This is a genomic window from Cellulosilyticum sp. ST5, assembly GCF_046529625.1.
Lineage (GTDB): Bacteria > Bacillota > Clostridia > Lachnospirales > Cellulosilyticaceae > Cellulosilyticum > Cellulosilyticum lentocellum.
This window is the reverse complement of record NZ_CP132338.1, coordinates 1,207,242-1,230,263: the sequence shown is the minus strand read 5'-3', so window position 1 is coordinate 1,230,263 and position 23,022 is coordinate 1,207,242. Positions and strand designations below refer to the sequence as shown.

21 protein-coding genes are annotated in these 23,022 nt (G+C 33.3%); 4 read left to right on the top strand and 17 right to left on the bottom strand.

The genetic code is table 11. The features are described 5' to 3' along the window. The first annotated feature begins 125 nt into the window (after positions 1 to 125). Both QTL86_RS06025 and QTL86_RS06020 read left to right on the top strand, forming a co-directional pair. Entirely contained in the window at positions 126 to 1,664 is a 1,539-nt protein-coding gene (locus QTL86_RS06025; protein WP_410496760.1) for an ATP-binding protein, read from the top strand. Further along, positions 1,636 to 2,349, top strand: a complete 714-nt coding sequence (locus QTL86_RS06020) for a response regulator (RefSeq protein WP_013657253.1) — start codon at positions 1,636 to 1,638, stop codon at positions 2,347 to 2,349. The genes QTL86_RS06025 and QTL86_RS06020 overlap by 29 nt, the downstream gene beginning before the upstream one ends. Positions 2,350 to 2,379: 30 nt before the next feature. Here the strand turns inward: QTL86_RS06020 and pyk are convergent, their stop codons facing one another. The 7 genes from pyk to QTL86_RS05985 all read right to left on the bottom strand — a co-directional run bounded on the left by pyk (position 2,380) and on the right by QTL86_RS05985 (position 13,271). Continuing rightward, positions 2,380 to 4,119 carry a pyruvate kinase gene (pyk, locus tag QTL86_RS06015; RefSeq protein WP_410496759.1) on the bottom strand — a complete coding sequence of 580 codons (1,740 nt, stop codon included), beginning with the start codon at positions 4,117 to 4,119 and terminating at the stop codon, positions 2,380 to 2,382. Between the two features lie 274 nt (positions 4,120 to 4,393). Continuing rightward, on the bottom strand, positions 4,394 to 5,473 hold the full coding sequence (locus QTL86_RS06010; RefSeq protein WP_410496758.1) for an HD-GYP domain-containing protein: 1,080 nt from the start codon (positions 5,471 to 5,473) through the stop codon (positions 4,394 to 4,396). Positions 5,474 to 5,634: 161 nt separating this feature from the next. Continuing rightward, positions 5,635 to 6,480, bottom strand: coding sequence for a tRNA 2-thiocytidine biosynthesis TtcA family protein (locus QTL86_RS06005; RefSeq protein ID WP_410496757.1), 846 nt, complete (start codon positions 6,478 to 6,480; stop codon positions 5,635 to 5,637). A 10-nt stretch (positions 6,481 to 6,490) separates the two neighbouring features. Next, positions 6,491 to 7,612 carry a cysteine desulfurase family protein gene (locus QTL86_RS06000; protein ID WP_127066778.1) on the bottom strand — a complete coding sequence of 374 codons (1,122 nt, stop codon included), beginning with the start codon at positions 7,610 to 7,612 and terminating at the stop codon, positions 6,491 to 6,493. 166 nt (positions 7,613 to 7,778) lie between these two features. Next, positions 7,779 to 10,004 (bottom strand): formate C-acetyltransferase, encoded by a 2,226-nt coding sequence (gene pflB, locus QTL86_RS05995; protein WP_410496756.1) that lies wholly within the window; start codon positions 10,002 to 10,004, stop codon positions 7,779 to 7,781. 208 nt (positions 10,005 to 10,212) lie between these two features. Then, positions 10,213 to 10,677 (bottom strand): methylglyoxal synthase, encoded by a 465-nt coding sequence (locus tag QTL86_RS05990; RefSeq protein WP_041713699.1) that lies wholly within the window; start codon positions 10,675 to 10,677, stop codon positions 10,213 to 10,215. A gap of 80 nt (positions 10,678 to 10,757) precedes the next feature. Beyond that, on the bottom strand, positions 10,758 to 13,271 hold the full coding sequence (locus QTL86_RS05985) for a 3'-5' exonuclease (RefSeq protein ID WP_410496755.1): 2,514 nt from the start codon (positions 13,269 to 13,271) through the stop codon (positions 10,758 to 10,760). 130 nt (positions 13,272 to 13,401) lie between these two features. Between QTL86_RS05985 and QTL86_RS05980 the strand changes: the two genes are divergently transcribed. Continuing rightward, complete coding sequence (locus QTL86_RS05980) at positions 13,402 to 14,565, top strand: class I SAM-dependent methyltransferase (protein ID WP_410496754.1); 1,164 nt, start codon at positions 13,402 to 13,404, stop codon at positions 14,563 to 14,565. A 4-nt stretch (positions 14,566 to 14,569) separates the two neighbouring features. Continuing rightward, positions 14,570 to 15,577 (top strand): ribonuclease H-like domain-containing protein, encoded by a 1,008-nt coding sequence (locus QTL86_RS05975; protein WP_410496753.1) that lies wholly within the window; start codon positions 14,570 to 14,572, stop codon positions 15,575 to 15,577. A gap of 37 nt (positions 15,578 to 15,614) precedes the next feature. Here QTL86_RS05975 and QTL86_RS05970 read toward each other — a convergent pair whose 3' ends face one another. The 10 genes from QTL86_RS05970 to QTL86_RS05925 all read right to left on the bottom strand — a co-directional run bounded on the left by QTL86_RS05970 (position 15,615) and on the right by QTL86_RS05925 (position 22,996). Beyond that, on the bottom strand, positions 15,615 to 15,737 hold the full coding sequence (locus tag QTL86_RS05970) for a hypothetical protein (RefSeq protein ID WP_256372377.1): 123 nt from the start codon (positions 15,735 to 15,737) through the stop codon (positions 15,615 to 15,617). 24 nt (positions 15,738 to 15,761) lie between these two features. Beyond that, entirely contained in the window at positions 15,762 to 16,544 is a 783-nt protein-coding gene (locus QTL86_RS05965; RefSeq protein WP_013657264.1) for a CheR family methyltransferase, read from the bottom strand. Between the two features lie 9 nt (positions 16,545 to 16,553). Next, entirely contained in the window at positions 16,554 to 17,396 is an 843-nt protein-coding gene (ispH, locus tag QTL86_RS05960; protein ID WP_013657265.1) for a 4-hydroxy-3-methylbut-2-enyl diphosphate reductase, read from the bottom strand. Between the two features lie 12 nt (positions 17,397 to 17,408). Then, positions 17,409 to 18,077, bottom strand: a complete 669-nt coding sequence (cmk, locus tag QTL86_RS05955) for a (d)CMP kinase (protein ID WP_041713701.1) — start codon at positions 18,075 to 18,077, stop codon at positions 17,409 to 17,411. 7 nt (positions 18,078 to 18,084) lie between these two features. Continuing rightward, entirely contained in the window at positions 18,085 to 18,456 is a 372-nt protein-coding gene (gene aroH / locus QTL86_RS05950) for a chorismate mutase (protein ID WP_013657267.1), read from the bottom strand. Positions 18,457 to 18,478: 22 nt separating this feature from the next. Beyond that, positions 18,479 to 19,390, bottom strand: a complete 912-nt coding sequence (locus QTL86_RS05945) for a MurR/RpiR family transcriptional regulator (RefSeq protein WP_013657268.1) — start codon at positions 19,388 to 19,390, stop codon at positions 18,479 to 18,481. 178 nt (positions 19,391 to 19,568) lie between these two features. Continuing rightward, the gene (locus QTL86_RS05940) at positions 19,569 to 20,984 is read right to left on the bottom strand and encodes an oxaloacetate decarboxylase subunit alpha (RefSeq protein ID WP_410496752.1); all 1,416 of its coding nucleotides are present in this window, start codon (positions 20,982 to 20,984) and stop codon (positions 19,569 to 19,571) included. A 50-nt stretch (positions 20,985 to 21,034) separates the two neighbouring features. Next, positions 21,035 to 22,183 (bottom strand): sodium ion-translocating decarboxylase subunit beta, encoded by a 1,149-nt coding sequence (locus tag QTL86_RS05935; RefSeq protein WP_190283587.1) that lies wholly within the window; start codon positions 22,181 to 22,183, stop codon positions 21,035 to 21,037. An 80-nt stretch (positions 22,184 to 22,263) separates the two neighbouring features. Beyond that, positions 22,264 to 22,647, bottom strand: coding sequence for a biotin/lipoyl-containing protein (locus tag QTL86_RS05930; RefSeq protein WP_041713702.1), 384 nt, complete (start codon positions 22,645 to 22,647; stop codon positions 22,264 to 22,266). Positions 22,648 to 22,666: 19 nt separating this feature from the next. Beyond that, entirely contained in the window at positions 22,667 to 22,996 is a 330-nt protein-coding gene (locus tag QTL86_RS05925) for an OadG family protein (protein WP_013657272.1), read from the bottom strand. Positions 22,997 to 23,022: the final 26 nt, after the last annotated feature.

Sequence of the window (23,022 nt, the reverse complement as noted above, 5' to 3'; positions counted from 1 at the left end):
ACGTTATATTTATTGATTAGTTTTGGCATTTTTGTAAAAGATATAGTATAATAAAACATAATATTTGCATCAACTAAAAACAATATTATAAGAACTGTAGATTACATTCAGAGAAAGGATTTTATATGAGTGTCCTGCGTAATAGTATCAAAACATTTAGTCTCTTAGTGGGTGCTACACTTCTAGCTTACCTCTATACTAAGGTAACTGCAAATCATACAAATGTAGCTATTATTTATATACTAGCTATTTTTTTAACAGCACGTTTCACATCGGGATACTTTTGGGGAATATTAGCTTCTATTATTGGAGTTGTTGGAGTCAATTACTTTTTTACATATCCTTTTTTACAAATTGATTTTACAATTAATGGCTATCCTGTTACATTCTTAGGTCTACTGACTATTGCATTCATTACAAGTGGTATGACAGCTCATGTTACAGAACGTAATAAAATTATTTCCGAACGTGAAGAAATGACACATAAACTTAATGATATTAATAATCAGCTTTTAATAAGTGATCGCGTGGATCAGATTATAGAACTTACTTTAAATACAGTAATCGATTTTACTAAAAGCTCAGTTATTTTTCATAAAACCGATCCTTTAAAAAAAATAAATTATATAGAAAAACTTTATTCTGATGAAGATCGTGAGATGTTAACAACCCCCCATGAACTAGAAAGGGCACATTGGGCCTTTTCTAAGGTAAAAAATTCAGACTTTTCATCATCAGATATTGCCTATGGCAGCGGTCTTTATCTTCCACTTATTTCTCATGAACACATTTGGGGAGTTATTGGTATTTATCATTTTCCTACTACTCTCTATAAAAATAATACATTGACTTTATTAAAGCTCATGCTTACACAAGTAGCTATGGCTATTGAACGTCAGCATTTAGTGGATGAACATCATCAACTAGCATTGGAGACAGAAAAAGAAAAAATGAGAGCCAATTTACTTCGTGCTGTATCTCATGATTTGCGTACTCCTTTAACAAGTATTATTGGTGCTGGAGCAACTTATTTGGAAAATAAGACTTACTTAAATGATGAAGAACAAGACGACTTAGTTAAACATATTCTTGAAGATGCTAATTGGCTTCTTCATATGGTTGAAAATTTACTATCTATCACTCGTATTAAAGAAGGTCAAGTTAAAGTGAATAAAACACCTGAACCATTAGAAGAAGTGGTCTCTGAGGCTATTTTAAGATTAAAAAAGCGTTATCCTAAAAGTAATGTTAATGTTAAAGTACCTGATACTTTTTTAATGATTCCTATGGATGCTACACTTATTGAACAAGTGATTCTCAACTTGTTAGAAAATGCCCTTAAATATGCTCATAGTAAAGAACCTATTGAGCTTATTGTAACGGATGATACTACTCATGTAACCTTTAGAATTATTGATCATGGCATAGGATTAGCTGAAGAACAGTTAGAAGGTATTTTTGATGGAAATGCTCTTAATCCAAAAGCTCAAAGTGATTCTTCTAAAGGTATGGGAATAGGCTTATCTATTTGTAAAACTATAGTTTGCGCTCATGGTGGAAAAATTTCTGCTCAAAATCATATTGCTGGTGGTGCTGAATTCATCTTTACACTACCAAGCCAAGGAGGAAGTATTCATGAACAAAACATCTATACTCATTGTTGAAGATGAACAAAATATTTGTAATTTCATTGCTACAACTCTTAATGCCCATGAATATAAAACATTAAGATGTCAAACAGGTAAGGAAGCACTGGCTATTATCCCTTCACACTGTCCAGATCTTATTTTGCTAGATTTAGGCCTACCTGATATGGATGGGCTAGAGGTATTAACTTCTGTACGTGAATGGTCTTCTACGCCTATTATAGTCATTTCAGCTAGATCACAGGAAGCAGAAAAAGTTCAAGCCCTTGATTTAGGGGCAGACGACTATATTACCAAACCCTTTGGCACTTCTGAACTTTTAGCAAGAATTCGTACAGCTATTCGCCATAGCTTAAAGATCAGTAAAACCAATCAAGGCGCTAATATTTTCAAAGCTAGTGATTTAACCATTGATTATGATAAGCATATGCTCTTAGTTGGAGATGAAAAAGTTCACCTCACCCAAATTGAGTTCAAGCTCATTTCTCTTTTAGCACAACACGCAGGTAAAGTACTTACTTATGACTATATGATAAAAAAAATCTGGGGTCCATATGCTGGTAGTAATAATCAAATCCTACGTGTTAATATGGCTAATATTCGAAGAAAAATTGAACAAAATCCAGGCGATCCTAAGTACATTTTTACAGAAGTAGGTATTGGTTACCGTATGATAGAAGAAGAAGGAGAAAGCACACATTAAAATAGTGCTTTCTCCTTCTTCTTTTATCAATTAATTACATGAAACTACGCCCGTTTCTCCATCTAATGTGACAATTGCTCCAGATTTTAATATTTCAGTTGCTCCCTGTGCCCCCAAAATAATAGGAATATCTAAGCTTAAACTAACAATAGCCGCGTGTGAATTCATGCCATCTTCTTCTATAATTAAGCCAGCAGCTTGTTTAAGTTCTTCTATAATATGATTACTTGTTTTAGGCATTACTAAAATATCTCCCGGTTTAAAATCACTTTTCACTTCTTCTTCATCTTTACAAACACATAAGCTGGCACAAACAGTCTTATGAATCATTCCTCTCCCCTTTAAAAGAATATGTCCTATGACTTGTACCTTAATAAGATTGGTCGTTCCAGCTATACCTAAAGGTACTCCGGCTGTTAATACCGCAATTTCTCCTGGCTTTACATAGCCTACTCTTTCAACCGCTTCAGCAGCATGCTCAAATAAGTCATCTGTATTCTTTTCTTCTTTTATAAGTAATGGCATGACACCCCATGATAAATTAATTTGTCTACAAACATATTCATATGTGCTACAACCAATAATGGGACAATCCGGTTTATACTTTGCAATCATTCGAGCAGTCTTACCAGATTTTGTTACTGTAATAATAGCTGCTGCATTAATATCATGTGCAGTTGTGCAAGTAGCATGAGAAATAGCGTTAGTTACATCGGGATTAGTCAAACAATCTCTATTTTTAAAACGCTGTCTATAATTAATATCTTGTTCTGCTCTTTCTGTAATTTTAATCATTGTTTGTAATGCTTCAACTGGATATTTACCTGCCGCTGTTTCGCCTGATAACATAATAGCACTGGTTCCATCATAAATAGCATTGGCAACATCTGTAACTTCTGCACGTGTAGGTCTAGGATTTTTCATCATAGAATCTAACATCTGTGTAGCAGTAATAACAGGTTTCTCTGCATTACATACCTTGCTAATAATTTTCTTCTGAATAACTGGAATTTCTTCAATAGGTACTTCTACCCCTAAATCTCCTCTGGCTACCATAATACCATCTGATACACGAATAATATCATCTATATTTTCAATACCTTGTCTATTTTCTATCTTAGCAATAATATTAATGGTATTACATTGATAATCACTTAGTATTTTCCGAATCTGTATAATATCCTCAGCTGTTCTTGTGAAGGAAGCTGCTATAAAGTCTACACCTTGCTCAATTCCAAATACAATATCTGAGTAATCTTGCTTGCTGATAAAAGGCATAGATAAATGAGCCCCTGGAATATTAACTCCCTTATGACTAGATAAAATCCCCCCATTTTCAACATGACAAATAATATCTTTATTTGTTTTACTGGTTACTTTAAGTTCAATAAGTCCATCATCTAATAAAATCGTCATGCCTTCTGAAACATCCTTAATAAGTTCGTTATAGGAAATTGATACTTTTGTTTCATTTCCTTTAAGTGCTTCTGTTGTCAATGTAAAAACTTGATCCTTTTTAAGCTCTACTTCTCTTTCCTCAAAATCACCAATACGAATTTCAGGCCCTTTTGTATCTAATAATAAAGCAACTGGTAAATTCAGTTCTTGTCTTAACTTTTTCACTAATGAAATAGTTTGTTGATGTTTTTCGTAAGTACCATGTGAAAAATTAATACGCGCAACATTCATACCTTCAAGCATTAACTCTCTTAATATTTGTTCATCATCTGTAGCAGGTCCTAGTGTACAAACTATTTTCGTTTTTCTCATCTTTTCATCCTTCTTGTTGTAATAATTTATTATATTATCAATTTTCATGGAATTATATCATATGTTTTTGAATGTCTCAATAGAACGAATTTATCCTTAACATTTTCTTGATGTTGGTTTTAAATCAATTATTTATAAGTTTTATATAAATTGAGGAGAGAAAATCCTTGTGTTTGATTTATTTATATCTTCTTAAACTGTTCGCGAAACACAATTATTAGACAATTAATAAAAGGATATCTAACTGATACCCTTTTATTAATTGTCTAACTACTTATAAAATAGCTCTAATATGAAGACCTGGACGTTGTGACAAATCTATAAATTGCTGTGAGACTTGTACGACTGGTTTTGATAGCGCCGCTTTGTTAATCATAATCACTCTCGCTTTTTGTCCATTACTCAGATACACATCATGATTAATATAGGATTCAGATGTACGCTCTAAAAAAGGAAGCAAAAATTTAGGATCGAATTTTTGCAATCCCTCGGATTCGAAAAGTTCTATAACATCAAATGGACAAAGCCCTGCTCTATAGACCCTGTTAGCTGTCATTGCATCGTATACATCAGCTACTGCTACAATCTTAGCAAAATCAATGATTTGCTCACTTTTCAAACCATCTGGATATCCTGTACCGTCACATTTTTCGTGATGCATTAGTGCAGCCAACTTAATACGTTCATCAATATTTTGTTTCTTTAAAATTTCATATCCCCTATAGGCATGAGCTTTAACAGTAGTAAATTCTTCTGCTGTTAGTTTACCAGGCTTTGTAATCAATTTCTTAGGAATGCATAACTTCCCAACATCATGTAGCAGTCCACATAAACTTAATAGATAGTTATCTTCCTTCGAGAAATTGAGCCACCCTCCAATAACATGACAAATCAATCCTACATTCAGGGAGTGTACATACGTTAAATCATCATACTCTCGCATACACTGTAGCATTTCAAACATACTTGATCCCGTTACATTTTGAGCTAGTAATCGATCTAGTTCATGTGTCAATTTAGGAATATCAATTTCTTTATTATTAGTAACAACTTCATTAATATCCTTTCTGAATTCATCAACTGATTTAGAAAAATCAACCTGAAAGCTCTTAAATGTTTTAGTCTGTCGAACACGATCTAAATAAGTCATTTGTTCATCAACAAATGTGTCTATTTCTTTTCTATAATCATAAACACCTATTTGATTAACACCATGAAGCTTTAATTTTATAATGATTCTAGGAGTCAATGCGGTATCTTCAGTAACAAGCAAAAGTCCCATACTATCATAGATATTTTCTGCTATCGTCATATTGGCTCTGGCATAGTGTATAGGTATCTTTCTAATCTGCATATTTTCCTCCCCATTCACGATGTATAGATTCAATCTTACATTTATTTTATACTTTTCAAAATTAAACTTCAATAAATTTAAGTTTTTCTATTTAAAATCCACTTTATATAAAACAAAAATAGACATATATTGCCTATAAGTAGCAATATATGTCTATTTTATTAATCATTTTCATTTAGTATTTTCTCATAATCATCTAAGAATTGGTAGGATTTTTCTTTTTTATGATATCCAATAACAGTTTCTAAATTAATGTCATGTACACTTCTAAAAATATTCATTTCAATATGAGGATTAATTTGCCTAAATTTCTTAATTAAATTTTTCATTTCTTGACGCTTAGATCCTCCTCCTTGCCCACTTACACTGCAGTGTTCAGTTAAGCGACAAGCACATTGAATAAAACTTAACTCATTGTATCGCACCCATGCAACAATATCTGCTTCTTTAACTAAGTAAAGTGGTCTAATAAGTTCCATACCTTCATAATTAGTACTATGAAGTTTTGGCATCATTGTTTTAATTTGCCCACTATAAAGCATACTCATCAAAATAGTTTCTATTACATCATCAAAATGATGCCCTAATGCAATCTTATTACATCCCAAGTCTTTAGCTTCTTTATATAAGTAACCTCTTCTCATTCTGGCACATAAATAGCAAGGTGTATCCTCAACTTCAGCTACCACATCAAATATAGGTGATTCGAAAATAGTAATAGGAATATTTAACAACTTTGCATTATCTTCTATTAATTTTCTATTATAAGGATTATAACCAGGATCCATAACCAAGAACACTAACTCAAACTTAACTTGCCAATGCCTCTGAAGTTCCTGCATGCACTTAGCTAGGAGCATTGAATCCTTACCACCGGAAATACATACAGCTATTTTATCTCCATTCTGAATAAGGTTATAATCATTAATACCATTTACAAAACGCTTCCATATCTCTTTACGATATTTTTTTATAATACTTTTTTCTATTTCTTTATATTTTTCCATTATTTCATCCTTACTTTTTAAGTTCATTATAGCATTGTTCAAAAATCTGAATAAAAGCTTCTACTTCTTCCTCTGTTGTCAAGTAGCTTAAACTAATCCTTAATGTAGCCAGTGCTCGTTTACGGTCTTTTGTTAAAGCATAAACTGGACGTGAAGGTGTATTAGCTGTAGAACAAGCAGATTTTGTTGAAACAAAAACCTCTCTATCCGCTAGTTTCTGTTGAAACACATAAGGTTTAATGCCTTTAATACTCAAATTCAAAATAAAAGGTGAGGCTGCTTCAGGACTATTAATCATAACATCATTATATCCTTTTAGCTTTTTTCTTATCAACTGATTTAACATCATTACCTTATTATAATATATCTTTTGATCTTCTTTTATTAAATGTATTGCCTTTTCAGCTGATAAAATAAGAGCAGCTGTAGGTGTTCCGCTACGATAGGTTGTTGTACTAATACCGCCGTGAATCAATGGCTCTATATGAATTGTTTCCTTTTTAATAAGAATACCTATACCATGTAATCCAAAAAATTTGTGAGGTGCTAGTGTTATTAAATCAACCTTTTCTAAATCCACTTGTATTTTTCCTATAGCTTGCGTTGCATCTACATGAAAATGACAATTAGGATACTCTGAAATCATTTCCCCTAAGTCTGATATATCTTGACAAACACCTAACTCACTATCAACAGCACCAATAGAAACTAAAATAGTATCAGGTCTTAATAGCTCCTTTAAGTGGTCTGTATCTACTTTACCATTAGGTAACAGATCAACATAATCAATTTCATAACCTTGCTGCTCCAAATAAAGCATAGGCCCAGTTACAGATGAATGTTCTAAATAAGTAGTAATCATATGCTTTCCATAACGTTTATATTCATTAGCTATTCCTTTAATAGCCAAATTATTGGCTTCTGTTGCTCCAGAAGTGTATATAATTTCTTCTGGTTTAACCTTTAGATAGCTAGCTATCTTTTCTGTTGCTTCTGTAATAGCTAATTTTGCTTCTTTTCCCAACTTATGGCCTGCATTAGGATTAGCTACATAAGTTTTTGTTGCTTCACAGAAGGTTTTCAATACTTCCTCTCGTACAGGTGTATCTGCTGCATAATCTAAATAAATCATTTTAGTTCCTCTCTTACGCTTAGTAACTTTAAATTACTTCTGCTTTAAATCATACGTTTCTTCTAGATTTTTGTCAATCAACTTATAGATCCCTCTAAATATCCTGCATACTAAAAGCGCTAGCAGATTATCTACTAGCGCTTTTGAAATTACTTCATTTTTAACTTTACATTTTTTCGTGGAAAGTACGGCTAAGAACATCTAATTGTTGTTCTCTTGTAAGCTTAATAAAGTTTACAGCGTATCCTGATACACGAATTGTAAGTTGTGGATATTTTTCTGGGTGATCCATTGCATCAAGTAATACTTCTTTATTAAGAACGTTTACGTTGATGTGTTGTCCTGTTTGGCCAAAGTAACCATCAAGGATACCTACCATATTTGTAATACGGTCTGCTTCATTATTACCAAGTGTTGATGGTACTAATGAGAATGTGTATGAAATACCATCATTAGCATGTTCGAATGGTAATTTTGCTACTGATGCACAGGCTGCAAGAACACCTTTTGTTTCTCTACCATTCATTGGGTTTGCACCTGGTGAGAATGGCACGCCAGCTTTACGTCCATCTGGAGTAGATCCTGTTTTCTTACCATATACTACGTTTGATGTAATTGTAAGAACAGATTGTGTGTATACAGAGTCTCTGTATGGTGTGTGTTTTCTGATTTCTTGCATGAAGTCTTCTACTAATGATACAGCAATTGAGTCAGCACGGTCGTCATTGTTTCCGTATGCTGGGTATTCCCCTTCGATTTCGAAGTCAATTGCAATACCTTCTTCGTTTCTGATAGGTTTAACTTTAGCATGTTTAATAGCTGATAATGAGTCAGCTGCTACTGCAAGACCTGCAATACCACATGCCATTGTTCTTAAAATGTCTGTATCATGAAGTGCCATTTCAATTCTTTCATAAGCATATTTATCATGCATGAAGTGAATGATGTTAAGGGCATCTGTGTAAACTTTAGCAACCCATGCTTTAGTAATTTGGTAGTTTTCCATTACTTTATCGTAATCTAAGTATTCATCACCTGTCATTGGCTCGATACCTGGTACTACTTTGATACCAGTTTTTTCATCTACCCCACCATTGATTGCATAAAGTACAGCTTTAGCAAGGTTAGCACGAGCTCCAAAGAATTGCATTTGTTTACCAATTCTCATTGGAGATACACAACAAGCAATACCGTAGTCATCACCAAATTGTGGTCTCATAAGGTCATCACTTTCATATTGAATAGCTGATGTATCAATAGATACTTTTGCACAGAAGTTTTTGTAACCTTGTGGGAAATGTTCACTCCAAAGTACTGTTAAGTTTGGTTCTGGAGCTGGTCCAATGTTGTAAAGTGTGTGAAGGTAACGGAAACTATTTTTAGTTACAAGTGAAGCACTCATATCTTCTAACATACCACCAAGTGATTCTGTTACCCATGTTGGGTCTCCTGAGAATAATTCGTTGTATTCTGGAGTTCTAAGGAATCTGATGATACGAAGTTTCATGATAAATTGGTCAATGATTTCTTGAACTTCTTGTTCTGTAAGTTTACCTTCTTGTAAGTCTCTTTCTGCATAAATGTCAAGGAATGTAGATGTACGTCCAATTGACATAGCTGCACCATCTTGTTCTTTAGTTGCTGCAAGATAAGCTAAGTATAACCATTGAGTCGCTTCTCTAAAGTTTTCAGCTGGTCTAGATAAATCAAAACCATACATTTGACCTAATTCTTTAAGTTCATTTAAGGCTTTGATTTGTTCTGCTAATTCTTCACAATCTCTCATTGTTTCTGCTGTAAATACTTTAGAACGTTCTTCTTTATCTTTCATTTTGAATTCGATTAATTTATCGATTCCGTAAAGAGCAACTCTTCTGTAATCACCAATAATACGTCCACGACCGTAAGCATCTGGAAGACCAGTAACAACACCTACTTTACGTGCTGTACGAATATCTTTATTGTAAACATCGAATACACCTTGGTTATGTGTTTTTCTGTATTTTGTAAAGATTTCTTTCATTTCTGGATCTACTTCATAGTCGTATGCTTTTAAAGCATTTTCTACAACTCTCATCCCACCAAATGGATGACAGCTTCTTACAAGTGGTGCATCTGTTTGAAGACCAACGATTTTTTCTTTGTCTTTATTAATATAACCTGCTGCATGAGAAGTGATTGTTGCTACTGTTTTAGTATCTGCAAAACAACCTCTTTCTCTTTCTTTTACCATAAGTTCACTAAGTTCATTCCAAAGATCTAATGTGTCTTGTGTAGGACCAGCTAAGAAACTATCGTCACCTGTATATTCTGTATAGTTGTTAACGATGAAATCTCTTACATTAATTTCGTTTTCCCATGCACCTGATTTGAAATTTCTCCAGTATGTCATATGCACTGTAGAAGTGATTAGCCGATTGACTGACCTCTTCTACTTCACCCCCTTTGAAGTAATTTATAATGTCAATTAATTAAGTATAGATAATTTTTGTATACAGTATACATAAATTATCTATACTTATGTTATCATAGAAGGCATTATTTGTGCAATAGAAAGTACTAATTAACAATAATTTTAAATTAATAGAATCATCTATTATTTACTTTAATTCTTCCTTGTTTGCATAGGCTTGTGTACGCGAATGAATGCGCTTTGCGTAGTCAATAATCTTGCGATCATAAGTTTCTACCATTAATGGAGATTGGATTAAAAAGTCTGCTGTTGATTGATTAGTTGCTACAGGGATATCATAAAGTGCAGCAATACGAAGCAAGGCTTTTACATCAGGATCATGTGGTTGTGATGCAAGAGGATCCCAAAAGAAGATCATAAAATCTATTTTGCACTCTACAATACGACAACCTATTTGTTGATCTCCGCCTAGTGGACCACTATTAAATGCAGTAACAGGTAAATCTGTTTCTGCAGCAATAAGCTTAGCTGTGGTACCAGTCCCACATAGAAAATGCCTACTCAATTTATCCTTATTATTTTGTACCCATTCGATAATATCTCTTTTTCTATTGTCATGAGCAATAAGTGCTATGCTTTTTTGTTTTTCCATTTTTACAATCTTATAGTCTTTATCCACTTTTCTTCTCCTTATTCATTTCCTTTATTTGCTTCATTTTTTTACTATTTACATTATATCGTATTTTTCGATATTCCTCCATATCTTTTCAGCGTTTTATAGTCCTCACTAATCTGATCAATAAAAATGCTTTTTGGTGCTTCTTGATGATAAGAAATATAGAGTTTCTTTTTGGCTCTTGTAAGCGCTACATAAAAAAGCCTCATTTCTTCTCCTAATTGGTGTTCCTTAAGACTCCTGTAAGAAGGAAAAGTTTTATCATTACATCCTGCAATATACACTTCATCAAATTCTAAGCCTTTGGCTTGATGTACTGTAATAATAGGAATACGCCCTTTAAATAAATCACTTTGTTCTATTTCACTATAATGTAATGCTGAAAAAGCTAATAGATTAATAATGTTATCTTCATAAGAAAGTGTTTGGTCCTCTAGTTCATTGATGATGCGATATAAATTTCTGATGGTTTCAATCTGAGATGAATGATAATAACCTTTAAAATCACACTCATTCATTAAGAAGGTTAATCCATCAGTTAAATTGTGTGTTAATAAATAACTTTTGATAGTAGCTAGCTTTTCTCTGTATTCATTGACATAACAGCCATAAGCTTCTATCTTTTCTAAGCGTTCCTGCTTTTTCTCTTCGATATGCTTTAAAAGATGGCTAAGCACTTCACTGGTAGCCAAAATATCTTGCATGGCATTATGTGTAGGTATTGTTTCTGTTACAATCAATTTTGAGAGTGTTTCTAATTTGTGATTACTTAACTTAGGATAAACCTTATAAGCCAAATCTAAAGTATCATATACTTGATATTCTCCTATAGGCTCTAACTTATAACGACTCATCATACTTTTGATAATCTGCAAATCATAATTCACATTATGCCCTACAAGAACTGCACCTTGAATAAAATGAACGAACTGCTTTAAGGCTTCCTTCGGTTCCATTCCTTCTTTTTGTAATAGATCATCAGAGAACCCATGAACATAATACGACTCTCCAACCGACTTTGTCGGTTTTAATAAAATATCAAGCTGATCTACTACACCTTCTTTACCATAACGAATGGCTGCAATTTGAATAACATCATCTTTAATTGTTGATAACCCCGTAGATTCTACATCTAGTACAACAATGTTATTATGAGTATATGCCTCAAATAAAATAGCATAAGGATCTTTTGAATCACTTTTAAACCAATCATGAAGATACATATAACATGATTTTGAGTTTCTTAACTCTCCTAATAACCAATTAGGCATATTTAAATAAGGATGTTGTCCTAACTTCAATAAAGCATGGCCATTTCTGTCATTTATACTATAATCATAAAAAGCTAATAGCTCCTTGACTTCTTTCTTTCTGAAAAACTTAGTATCTTCTATAACTGTACATTCAATCCCTCTTTTATTAAAGGAATAGGCAATTTTCTTTGCATATTCGTTGGTTCTAGTAAGTACTGCTATACTATTGGTATTTTCCATACTTTCCTTAATAGCTATTTCTAATAAACTGATTTCTTCTTCTTTTGTTCCTGCCTCTAGAATTGTAATCTTTTCTCCTTCATTACTTGCCTTAGCAATACATTGCATAGGATATAACCTACTACTAGAAATATAGCCATTAGCAGCTTCTAAGAGATTTTTAGTAGAACGATAATTAATCTTTAGATGAATTTCTAATGGACTAAAGTCCCGTCTGTATTCTGCCGTCATTTGATGAGGATTAGAACCTCGCCATTCATAAATGGTTTGATTAAAATCTCCAAATAAAGAAAGCTGTCTGCCAGCTAATAATTTTAAGATATCATACTCTCTACTACTAGTATCCTGCATTTCATCAACCTGAATCACATCGTATTGTTTTCTCCATTTAGCTAATATTTCCGGCTGTTCTAATAAGTATTTCGCCTCCACAATAAGATCCATAAAGTCAATACAATTATTTTCTAACAAATAACGTCTATACGTATTTAAGAGCTTTAAACCAAAACGTCTTAAAAATGAATCTTCTCTTCTTCTCCCTAATTGTCCTAACTGGTCTTGAGACTTAAAATAATCTTCTACAATCATCTTATAATGATAGCGTTCTTCTAGTGGAAAAGTTAAACTATGCCTTTTTATATTTTCAAAAAAACTTATGATTTGTTGATAATATACAGAGTCATCATTAAGCTTATTAGTTTGTATAATCTTTTCTATAATCGCTAAGCTATCCGCTTCATCAATTAGCGTACATGGAAAGGAAAAGTGAGAGTTCTCTTTTTCATGGTTAATAAGATAATAACAAAACGAATGAAAAGTTTTAATCGTCATTTTTTTTATTTGTTCGGGTATGTAAAGCTGAATACGCTCTTTCATTTCCTTAGCTGCTTTATTGGTAAAGGTTAAACACAGAATTTTTTCCGGTTCTTGTTGATGCTGTACTAAATAAGCTGTACGTAAGGCAATTACTTTTGTTTTACCTGTTCCTGCTGGTGCCAGAACTAATAGGTTTTGATCTAATGTATCCACTACTTGCTTTTGTTCATTATTTAATGCTCTATAGTCTGCATCAAACATACTTTCACCTCTTTTCCTTAGTATTATAGCACAGCTATTTAGCTGTAGCTAATTATTGCTATCACTATGAATTTGTGCTATAATTTGCACCATAAAATTCTAATATTTTACAAAGATAACGGAGAAATTTATGAATACATTAATAGACCTTATTTCACAGGTAACAGAAAATCAGACTTTTATTCGTTGCATCTGGAGTAATCCACGTCAAACGTCTGACTGTAAAAAAATTGTTATGCGACCTATACTGATTAAAGAAACTTTATTTTATCAAATATCCAAAACAATAGGTACCAAAGAATATCATCAAAATCTTTCTTTAGCTGAACTCCAAATTTGGATTTCCGAAAACTGTCACATTTTCAAACAGTTTCAACTCTTCACTACAACTGAAGACTACCATGCTTTAATTAATAAGAAGGGAAAAGCCACGATAAAAAAATCTCCACCTAGCTTAACTCTCCCTGCTTCTCTTTCTCATAATAGACAAAAAAAATATATTTTAGACACGCCCTCTTCTATGCCTTTTTTAAAAGAACTGGGACTCATGGATGACCAGGGGCAAATTAAACCTTCAAAATATGATAAATATAAACAAATTAATCGTTACCTAGAAATAGTAGCTGATAGTATTACCGAAGTACCTGAAAAAAAGCTACGTATTATTGATTTTGGTTGTGGAAAATCTTATTTGACCTTTGCCTTATATCATTATTTAACTGTTCTTTTAGAAAGGGAAGTAGAAGTGATTGGGCTTGATTTAAAAGCAGATGTTATTGCCTTCTGTAATGACTTAGCCAAAAAGCTTGGTTATACAAAACTTTACTTTCAAGTAGGTGATATTGGAAAATATACAACCAATCAACCCATAGATATGGTAGTTTCCCTTCATGCTTGTAACATAGCAACAGATGCAGCTCTTGAAAAAGCTATTCGTTGGGGAAGTAAGATTATTCTCGCCGTTCCTTGTTGCCATCATGAAGCCTATACACAAATTCAGAATGATGACTTAAATCCTATTTTAAAGCATGGGATTTTAAAGGAGCGAATTGCAGCCCTTGTAACAGATGGACTTCGTGCACAAATTTTAGAAACTGTTGGTTATAAAGTAAATATGATTGAATTCATCGATATGGCACATACACCTAAGAATATTTTAATCAAAGCTATTCTAAAGAAAAACTACCAGTTTGATTCTACTGCTTATAAAGACTATCAAAATGCCTCACATATGCTTCATCTAGACTTAAGCCTTGCTAATATGCTAAATGACCTTCTAGATAAAGAGGTGTAAAATAATGATTCCCCCCCTACTTCATAAAAAACATTTTTTACTTGATATAGAAACAAGTGGTTTGAATAAGCACATAGATTACATTGTTTGTATTGGCGTTACCTTTCTCAATGAAACTGATGAACTAACTCACCATCAATGGATGCTTCAATTACCAGAAGAAGAAAAGGAAATTTTAAGCTGTTTTTTAGAATTTACTCAAAGGTTTTCTCACGTTTATACCTACGGTGGTAAGCATTTCGATTGGCCCTTTCTATTAGCCAGATGTGCTTTTCACCAACTTAACCCATCTATGCTCCAAAGTCTTCACCTTATTGATATGAAAAAAAGTTTACAACACTTTGGTGCTACTAGGATTAACTTAGAAGATGCTTTAGGTGTTATACGTCATTCTACTACTTCTGGAAAAGCTTTAGTTAAAGTTTATAGGACTTATCAAGCCTGTGGTGAAACTATTTATAAAACGATTATTTTGGCTCATAACAAAGATGAACTCTCTGCTCTATTAAGTTTTTATGAACTTTATCAAACACTCTATCATCTAAAGCATTTTCACTTCATTGATACGCTAAAATCATCTGTCTCTTTGGATTTTTCTGCCAAGGTGCCCTACCTCTTTACTACGAACTTCCAAGGTTGCTATAAGAATATAACCTTATGTTGGGAATCAGGAACACAAATACTAGGTATTAAAGTAGCATTTTCCTATCTTAAACTAAAGCAGTATCTTACGCCTTATAAGGACTACTATTATATTCCTTCTCAAGGACAGCTACTTCATCGTACACTTGCGCATTTTGTAGCTTCATCAGATAAGAGAAAAGCTACTAAAGAAGAATGTACTATATACAAAGAAGATGATTACATTCCTCTTTATACAACTTATAAGCTTGATATTCCTATTTGGTATGATTCAGTTAATAGCCCTTATCTAAGAGTAAATGATTTTTCTGCCTCTATTTTAGCAGCTCAAGTCTTTTACTTACTTTTTTCCAACAAAAAAACTTCTTAAGTATAGGGGCATTTCCTTTCTTAAGAAGTTTTTAATTTTATTCAGATTTACTTTCTTGCTGTTGTTCTTGTTCCTTTGAAGCCTTAATGAATGCACCTAATTCTTTAATTGCTTCATCCCATGTTTTAGGCTTTTTGTCTAATTGATTGTCCTCACTCACTTGATTTACTCCTTTTAATCATTCCTACTTTTTTGATTTGCTTTTTTGATAGAAAAAAATTTTATTAGGTTCAAATCCATAATCTTGACACATAATAATTTGTTCTGTACTTCCTACAAATAAAATTCCTTCATCCACTAAAGCTTCATTGAATTTATGATAAATCTCTTTTTTAGCTTCTTCTGTAAAATAAATAAGTACATTACGGCAAACAATAAGATCCATTCCTATCGGATAAGGGTCTTTTAACAAATTATGTTGCTTAAAAGTGATACACTTTTTTATCTGATCAGAAATACGATAACCGCCATTTTCTTCTTTTATATATAAGTCCCTAAATGTTTTGGGCATATTAGTCATATTACGATTAGTATAAAATCCCTCTTGTGCTTTAGCCAATACTTCTTTATCAATATCTGTAGCCAGAATTTGAATCTGATTAAGTGGCACTATTTTAGAAAGTACCATAGCTAAAGAGTACGGTTCATCTCCTGTAGAACAAGCCGCACTCCATATTTTTAGTGTTCGCTTCTTTTCTAATAAAAGTGGAAAAATATGTTTCTCTAAAATGTCCCATTGTGAAGGATTTCTAAAAAACTCCGTTACATTAATAGTTAAATAAGCCACAAAATCTTCAAGTACCTTGCGGTCTTTCTTTAACACATGTAAGTATTCATCGTAACCTGAACATAAATGCTTTCTAATAAGCGCATCTATTCGCCTCTTCATTTGATTCTCTTTATAAGCTGACAGGTCAATTCCTGTTAAAATTAAAACCTGTTCTTTAAACCCCTCATAGTTCATCATTCTACCCCTTTAGTGTGTTATTTTTTCTAAAAAACTAATCACTTCTTGAATGACAGAGGCAGGCGTAGATGCCCCTGCTGTAATTCCTATTTTTTCACAGTCATTAAATAGTTCTGACATTAGCTCACTTACATCTCCTATAAAATAACTTTTATCACAGTGCCTTTGACTCAATTCAAAAAGCTTCAAAGAATTAGAACTCTTTTTACTTCCTAAAACAAGCATCACATCTACCTGTTTAGCAATTTCTACCACTTCTTCTTGTCTTTCTTTAGTAGCATTACATATAGTATTAATGTATTCAAAATCAATGCCTTTTTCCTTTAATACACCTACTATCTCATCTACTACCTGCTTTTTATAAGTAGTTTGAGCCACTAAAAGGTATTTTTTATTTGTATGTTCTAACTGAAGCTCATTTAAAGCTTCTTTATCTTTTACGATAAAACAACTTTCATTAGCCCATCCATTAATCCCTTGAATTTCAGGATGGTCTTTATTTCCTGCTATAATAATCCCATAGCCCTTTTCAAAATACTGTTGTACATAACGGTGAATCTTTTTTACATAAGGGCAAGTTGCATCTACAATTGCTATCCCCTTTTCTTTGCCTTCTATATAAACTTTAGGACTAACACCATGAGAACGAATAATCAAATTCTTAACTGGTTCATCTCCTATGGTCTCAATTGGCTTTATCCCTTTATCTTCTAATGATTTAATAACTACCTCATTATGAATAATAGGCCCATACGTATAAGTCCCTTGACTACTTGCATATTCAAATGCCATATCAACAGCCCGCTTTACACCAAAACAAAATCCAGCTGTTTTTGCAATAATAATTTCCAACTATCTATCCTCCTATAAACGTCTCTTTAATAAATCTATAATTTGTTTTACAATTTCATCAATTGTCATATAAGTTGTATCTACTTCTATTGCATCTTCGGCTTTTTTCAAAGGCGAAATCTTACGATGAGAATCTTGATAATCTCTTTCTTTAATTTCAACTTTTAATGTTTCTAAACAAGGCTTTTCACCTTTTTGTACATACTCCTTATATCGTCTTTGAGCCCTTTCTTCTACAGATGCGGTTAAAAAGATTTTTAATGTTGCATGAGGTAATACAACTGTTCCTATATCACGTCCATCCATTACAACTGATGTGCTCTTAGACATCTCTTGTTGCATTTTAACAAGAGCCTTACGTACTGCGGCATAAGTAGCTACTTTAGATGCAGCAGCCGCTACTTGATTATTTCGAATAAGTAAACTTATATTTTTTTCATTTAGAAAAATTTGTTGTCCCTCTTCTTCTAAAGTAAGTTTTAAATGTAATTCACTTAAGGCCTGTTCTACCTGTTCTTCATTAGCATAGTCAATCCCTTGACTAATACAATAGTAACCAACTGAACGATACATAGCTCCTGTATCAATATAAATACACTGCAGTTGGTTTGCTAACTCCTTTGCAATACTACTTTTCCCTGCGCCTGCAGGTCCATCTATGGCAATTGAAAATGTACTCATCTTATTTCTACTCCTTATTCACTAAATCCGGCCTTAAATTAGTCGCTTTTCTTAAATATTGATGTTTTACAGTCTTTTTGCTCAAATGTGCTGCATCTACTAAAACATCTACACGTATACATTGGTTAAGCGAATTAACTACATACATCTCCTGAAAACACATAAGTGATGCTTCTGTAATTCCTAGTACTCTAGCAGCTACTGCTGGATATGCTGCATCCAAATCTTTAGTACAACTAAAATGCAATTGGATAAGTTCATCTAATCTAAGCTCATTATTCTTTAAAATAGCTTCTAACATCTCATGAGTTGCTTCCAAAATAGCTTCTCTTGTATTTTCTTCTACTGTAATCGCACCACGTATGCTTACCAAGCTCATTATATCCCCTCACTTTAATTCATTAATCAAATTTTTCTTTTTGTTCTTCTTGAGGTACAGTCCACAAATCCCGTTCGGTATCGTCATATACTTCATATTCTACCCATATATTTTCCAGTTTTTCAAGGTTAACTGATATTTCATCTTTTTTACGTAAACTAATAGCTACAATAATAGCATTAATAATACTTAGAGGTGCTACTAAAGAATCTACAAAGGAAACCATCTCACTACATCCTATAAGTGCATAATCAGAATAGCTGGCAATAGGAGAAATATAACTATCTGTAATAGCAATAACAGTTGCTTTTTTGCTTTGTGCGAACTCTAAACACTTCATAACACGCTTTGAATATCTTGGAAAACTAATCCCAATCACAACATCTTTTTCATCTATACGGTGAATGCCTTCAAACATTTCACTAATACTATTTGTATTAATCACTTTAATATTATCAAATATAATGTTAAGATAAAAACCTAAAAAGCTAGCAAGTCCAGCACAACTTCTTACTCCTAATACATAGATCGTTTTTGCACCTATTATTTTTTCAACGGCTTGATTAAACGCTTCATTGTCTATTTGTTCTCTCGTATAACGAATTTTCTCCTCATCCATTTGAAGAACGCTTTTCAGTACTTCATTAGTATTAATACGGTCTGTAGTCACTTCTAAACGTTGCATAGCCGTTAACTTACTTTTTACTAATTCTTCTAATGCATCTTGAAATTTTGGGTACCCATCATAGCCTAATTCATTAGCAAATCTTACAACGGTTGATTCACTTACGCCTACAATTGAACCTAATTTAGCTGCTGTTAAAAACACAGCCTTTTCATAATGTTCTAATATATAATTGGCAATTAATTTTTGACCTTTACTTAACTTTGGCATATTCTTTCTAATCCTATGGATTAAATCATTCTTACTCATTTTATAAGCCCTTCCTTAGCCTTCTCGCCTAAATAATATTTTTAATCTATTATATCATATCTTGATTACAAAATAAATTAATACCCTCTTTATTTTACATAGTTTTGCGCCCATGGCAAAGGGGTAACTGAAAGTTTATAAACTTTCGGTTACCCCTTTTAATAATAAAGTATCTTATTTATACTGGATAAGCCGCATTTTTTGTATCTGCAACTTGCATATCTACCTTTGTTTGTTGTGCTTCTCTGTATTTGAAGAAGTCAGTAGCTACTTGTGGGAATAAAGCATATGATAAAACATCCTCGTCTTGTTGTTTATACATAGCCATCTCTTTTTCAAGCTTATCTAATTCTGGTTCGAGAAGATCGGCTGGTCTACAAGTAATGCGTTTTTCGTCTCCAATAATCTTCTTAACAATTTCATCTGAAATAGGTACAGGTGTTTGACCATATTCACCTCTTACAATACCTTTAGACTCTTTTGAAACCATTTTATAGCGCTCGCCAGCAAGTACATTTAGTACAGCTTGCGTACCAACAATTTGACTTGTTGGGGTAACAAGTGGTAAATAGCCAAAATCTGCACGTACTCTTGGAATCTCTTTTAATACTTCATAATATTTATCTTCAGCATTTTGCTCTTTTAATTGTGATACAAGATTAGAAAGCATGCCTCCTGGTACTTGATAACGTAATGTATTAATATCTACTTCTAATACCTTTGTACTCATTAACCCACTAGCAAGAGCTTCTTGACGTATAGGTCTAAAGTATTCAGTAATTTCACTAAGCGCTTCTGAATTAATCCCTGTATCATAAGGTGTACCTTCAAAAGTTTTAACAAGTACTTCTGTTGCTGGTTGTGAGGTTCCCATAGCAAGTGGAGACATAGCTGTATCAATAATATCACAACCTGCTTCAATCGCTTTCATATAAGTCATTGCTGCAACCCCACTTGTATAGTGTGTATGAAGTTGAATAGGCAATGTTGGGACCGCTTCTTTAAGAGCACTTACTAGCTCTGCTGCACGATAAGGTACTAATAATCCTGCCATATCTTTAATACAGATAGAATTAGCACCCATTTCTTCTATTTCTTTTGCTAATCCAACATAATAATCAATGGTATGTACATCACTAATCGTGTAAGAAATCGCAACTTGTGCATGGGCTTTTTCTTTATTAGCTGCTTTTACAGCAGTTTGTAAGTTACGCATGTCATTAAGTGCATCAAAAATACGAATGATATTAATACCATTAGCTACACTTTTTTGTACAAAGTATTCTACAACATCATCGGCATAGTGACGATAACCTAAAATATTCTGACCTCTAAATAACATTTGAAGTGGTGTGTTAGGTGCCTGGTCTTTAATTTTACGAAGTCTTTCCCATGGATCTTCTTTTAAAAAGCGAAGACAAGTATCAAAGGTTGCACCGCCCCATACTTCAAGTGCATGGAATCCTACTTTATCCATTTTAGATACAATAGGTAAAATCTGCTCTGTTGTCATTCTCGTTGCAATTAAGGATTGATGGGCATCACGAAGTGTTGTGTCCATGATTTTAACTGGTCTTGGATTAATATTAGCCATCTTATAACCTCCTATATATGTATATGCTCATATGCTATTTTCTCATTCAATCAATTACCATAAATAGATAATAAAATGCCGGCTGCAATGGCTGAACCAATAACACCTGCTACGTTTGGTCCCATAGCATGCATTAAAAGGAAGTTGCTTGGGCATTCTTCTTGTCCGACCTTCTGAGCTACACGTGCTGCCATTGGAACTGCAGATACACCAGCTGCTCCAATAAGTGGATTGATTTTCTTACCACTTGTATAATACATGATTTTCCCAAATAAAACACCACCTGCAGTTCCTACACAGAATGCGGTAAGTCCAAGAATAACAACTTTAATAGTATCCCATGTAATAAAGGTATCTCCAGAAGTTGTTGCGCCTACTACAAGTCCTAACATAATTGTAATAACAGACATAAGCCCATTGCTAGCTACTTCAGCTAGACGATTGGTACAACCTGCTTCTTTTAATAAATTACCAAACATTAACATACCTACCAAGGTTCCTGCTGAAGGTAAAAGTAAAGAAACAATAACAGTCACCGCAACAGGAAATACAATTTTTTCCAATCGAGATACTTGCCTAAGTTGTTCCATTTTAACCATACGTTGCTCTTTAGTTGTTAATGCTTTCATAATAGGTGGTTGAATAACTGGTACAAGTGCCATATAGGAATAGGCCGCTACAGCCACAGATCCTAATAGATGTGGTGCCAATTTAGTTGTTAAATAAATAGCTGTTGGACCATCTGCACCACCAATAATACCAATTGAAGAGGCTTCACTAGGATCAAATCCTAGAAGGAGTGCTCCCAAGAATGCAAAGAAAATACCTAATTGTGCGGCACCACCAAGTAATAAACTTTTAGGGTTCGCAATAAGTGGACCAAAGTCTGTCATAGCACCAATACCAACAAAAATGAGTGGTGGGAAAATACCTAATTCTTTTCCGAGTCCAAGGTAATCTAGTAATCCACCATTACCCTCACCTAGAAATTCAAAGAGTTCTTTAACTCCCCCATGCCCATTGTACATATGAATCCCCGTGTTAGGAAGATTAACTAGCAACATACCAAATGCAATAGGAACTAATAATAAAGGTTCAAAACCTTTAGCAATAGCTAGATAAAGTAACACGCAAGCTACGCCAATCATTACAATATATTTCCAGCCATCATTCGTTGTTACAATAGTGGTAATCCCCATCTCACTAATGAACTTTTGTATAGCTGTTGCAAATTCACTAAACATAGAAACGTTCCTCCTTCTTTTTGAGTCGTTTGGAACTAATTGAGTGTAACAATGACATCGTTAGTTTCAACTGCTGTACCTGCTGATACGTTAACAGAAGCTACAGTTCCTGCACTTGGTGCAAATATTTCGTTCTCCATTTTCATAGCTTCAAGAATAGCTACTAAATCTCCTTCTTTTACACTTTGTCCTATTGAAACTTTAACATCTACAATTTTACCTGGCATTGGTGCAACAATCTTAGTTGCATTAGCAGGCACTACAGTTGCCTTAGGTGCTACCATTTTAGGTGTTACTGCAGCTACTGGTGTTGCTGCTACTGGAGTTACTGGTGTTGCTACTGGTGTAAAGCTTCCTCCTAATTCTTCTACTTCTACTTCATATGTATTACCATTTACAGTTACTTGAAATTTTCTCATCATTAACGGCCTCCTTAAATTAAAGTGCTTTTCTTTGAACTTTTCTTAATGATCTTACTTGAAGTTGGTCACTAGTTGTTCCCATACTTGCAGCAATAGCGGCAGTAATAACTGCTATTAATTCAAGTTCATCTTGGCTGTTTTCTTCTATAGCTACAACTACTTCTTCTATAACACTAGCTTCAGATTCAACTACTTTTACATTGTTAGACTTATTCGCAAACATTCCTACCATTTTCCCTAATAAGACGATGGCACCGATAAGCAGTGCAAGCATTGTAAATACAATTACAATACTAAGTATAAATGTAGGAATCCCTTCTAAAAAAGCGCTGATACTTTGATTCATCTTTTTTCACCTACCTTTATGTTGGG

What these genes read in the sequence shown, in the direction of transcription:
- QTL86_RS06025 (WP_410496760.1), top strand. Translation starts at nt 126, where the DNA reads ATGAGTGTCCTGCGTAATAGTATCAAAACATTTAGTCTCTTAGTGGGT.
- QTL86_RS06020 (WP_013657253.1), top strand. Translation starts at nt 1,636, where the DNA reads ATGAACAAAACATCTATACTCATTGTTGAAGATGAACAAAATATTTGT.
- pyk (WP_410496759.1), bottom strand. Translation starts at nt 4,119, where the DNA reads ATGAGAAAAACGAAAATAGTTTGTACACTAGGACCTGCTACAGATGAT.
- QTL86_RS06010 (WP_410496758.1), bottom strand. Translation starts at nt 5,473, where the DNA reads ATGCAGATTAGAAAGATACCTATACACTATGCCAGAGCCAATATGACG.
- QTL86_RS06005 (WP_410496757.1), bottom strand. Translation starts at nt 6,480, where the DNA reads ATGGAAAAATATAAAGAAATAGAAAAAAGTATTATAAAAAAATATCGT.
- QTL86_RS06000 (WP_127066778.1), bottom strand. Translation starts at nt 7,612, where the DNA reads ATGATTTATTTAGATTATGCAGCAGATACACCTGTACGAGAGGAAGTA.
- pflB (WP_410496756.1), bottom strand. Translation starts at nt 10,004, where the DNA reads ATGACATACTGGAGAAATTTCAAATCAGGTGCATGGGAAAACGAAATT.
- QTL86_RS05990 (WP_041713699.1), bottom strand. Translation starts at nt 10,677, where the DNA reads ATGGAAAAACAAAAAAGCATAGCACTTATTGCTCATGACAATAGAAAA.
- QTL86_RS05985 (WP_410496755.1), bottom strand. Translation starts at nt 13,271, where the DNA reads ATGTTTGATGCAGACTATAGAGCATTAAATAATGAACAAAAGCAAGTA.
- QTL86_RS05980 (WP_410496754.1), top strand. Translation starts at nt 13,402, where the DNA reads ATGAATACATTAATAGACCTTATTTCACAGGTAACAGAAAATCAGACT.
- QTL86_RS05975 (WP_410496753.1), top strand. Translation starts at nt 14,570, where the DNA reads ATGATTCCCCCCCTACTTCATAAAAAACATTTTTTACTTGATATAGAA.
- QTL86_RS05965 (WP_013657264.1), bottom strand. Translation starts at nt 16,544, where the DNA reads ATGATGAACTATGAGGGGTTTAAAGAACAGGTTTTAATTTTAACAGGA.
- cmk (WP_041713701.1), bottom strand. Translation starts at nt 18,077, where the DNA reads ATGAGTACATTTTCAATTGCCATAGATGGACCTGCAGGCGCAGGGAAA.
- aroH (WP_013657267.1), bottom strand. Translation starts at nt 18,456, where the DNA reads ATGAGCTTGGTAAGCATACGTGGTGCGATTACAGTAGAAGAAAATACA.
- QTL86_RS05945 (WP_013657268.1), bottom strand. Translation starts at nt 19,390, where the DNA reads ATGAGTAAGAATGATTTAATCCATAGGATTAGAAAGAATATGCCAAAG.
- QTL86_RS05940 (WP_410496752.1), bottom strand. Translation starts at nt 20,984, where the DNA reads ATGGCTAATATTAATCCAAGACCAGTTAAAATCATGGACACAACACTT.
- QTL86_RS05935 (WP_190283587.1), bottom strand. Translation starts at nt 22,183, where the DNA reads ATGGGGATTACCACTATTGTAACAACGAATGATGGCTGGAAATATATT.
- QTL86_RS05930 (WP_041713702.1), bottom strand. Translation starts at nt 22,647, where the DNA reads ATGAGAAAATTTCAAGTAACTGTAAATGGTAATACATATGAAGTAGAA.
- QTL86_RS05925 (WP_013657272.1), bottom strand. Translation starts at nt 22,996, where the DNA reads ATGAATCAAAGTATCAGCGCTTTTTTAGAAGGGATTCCTACATTTATA.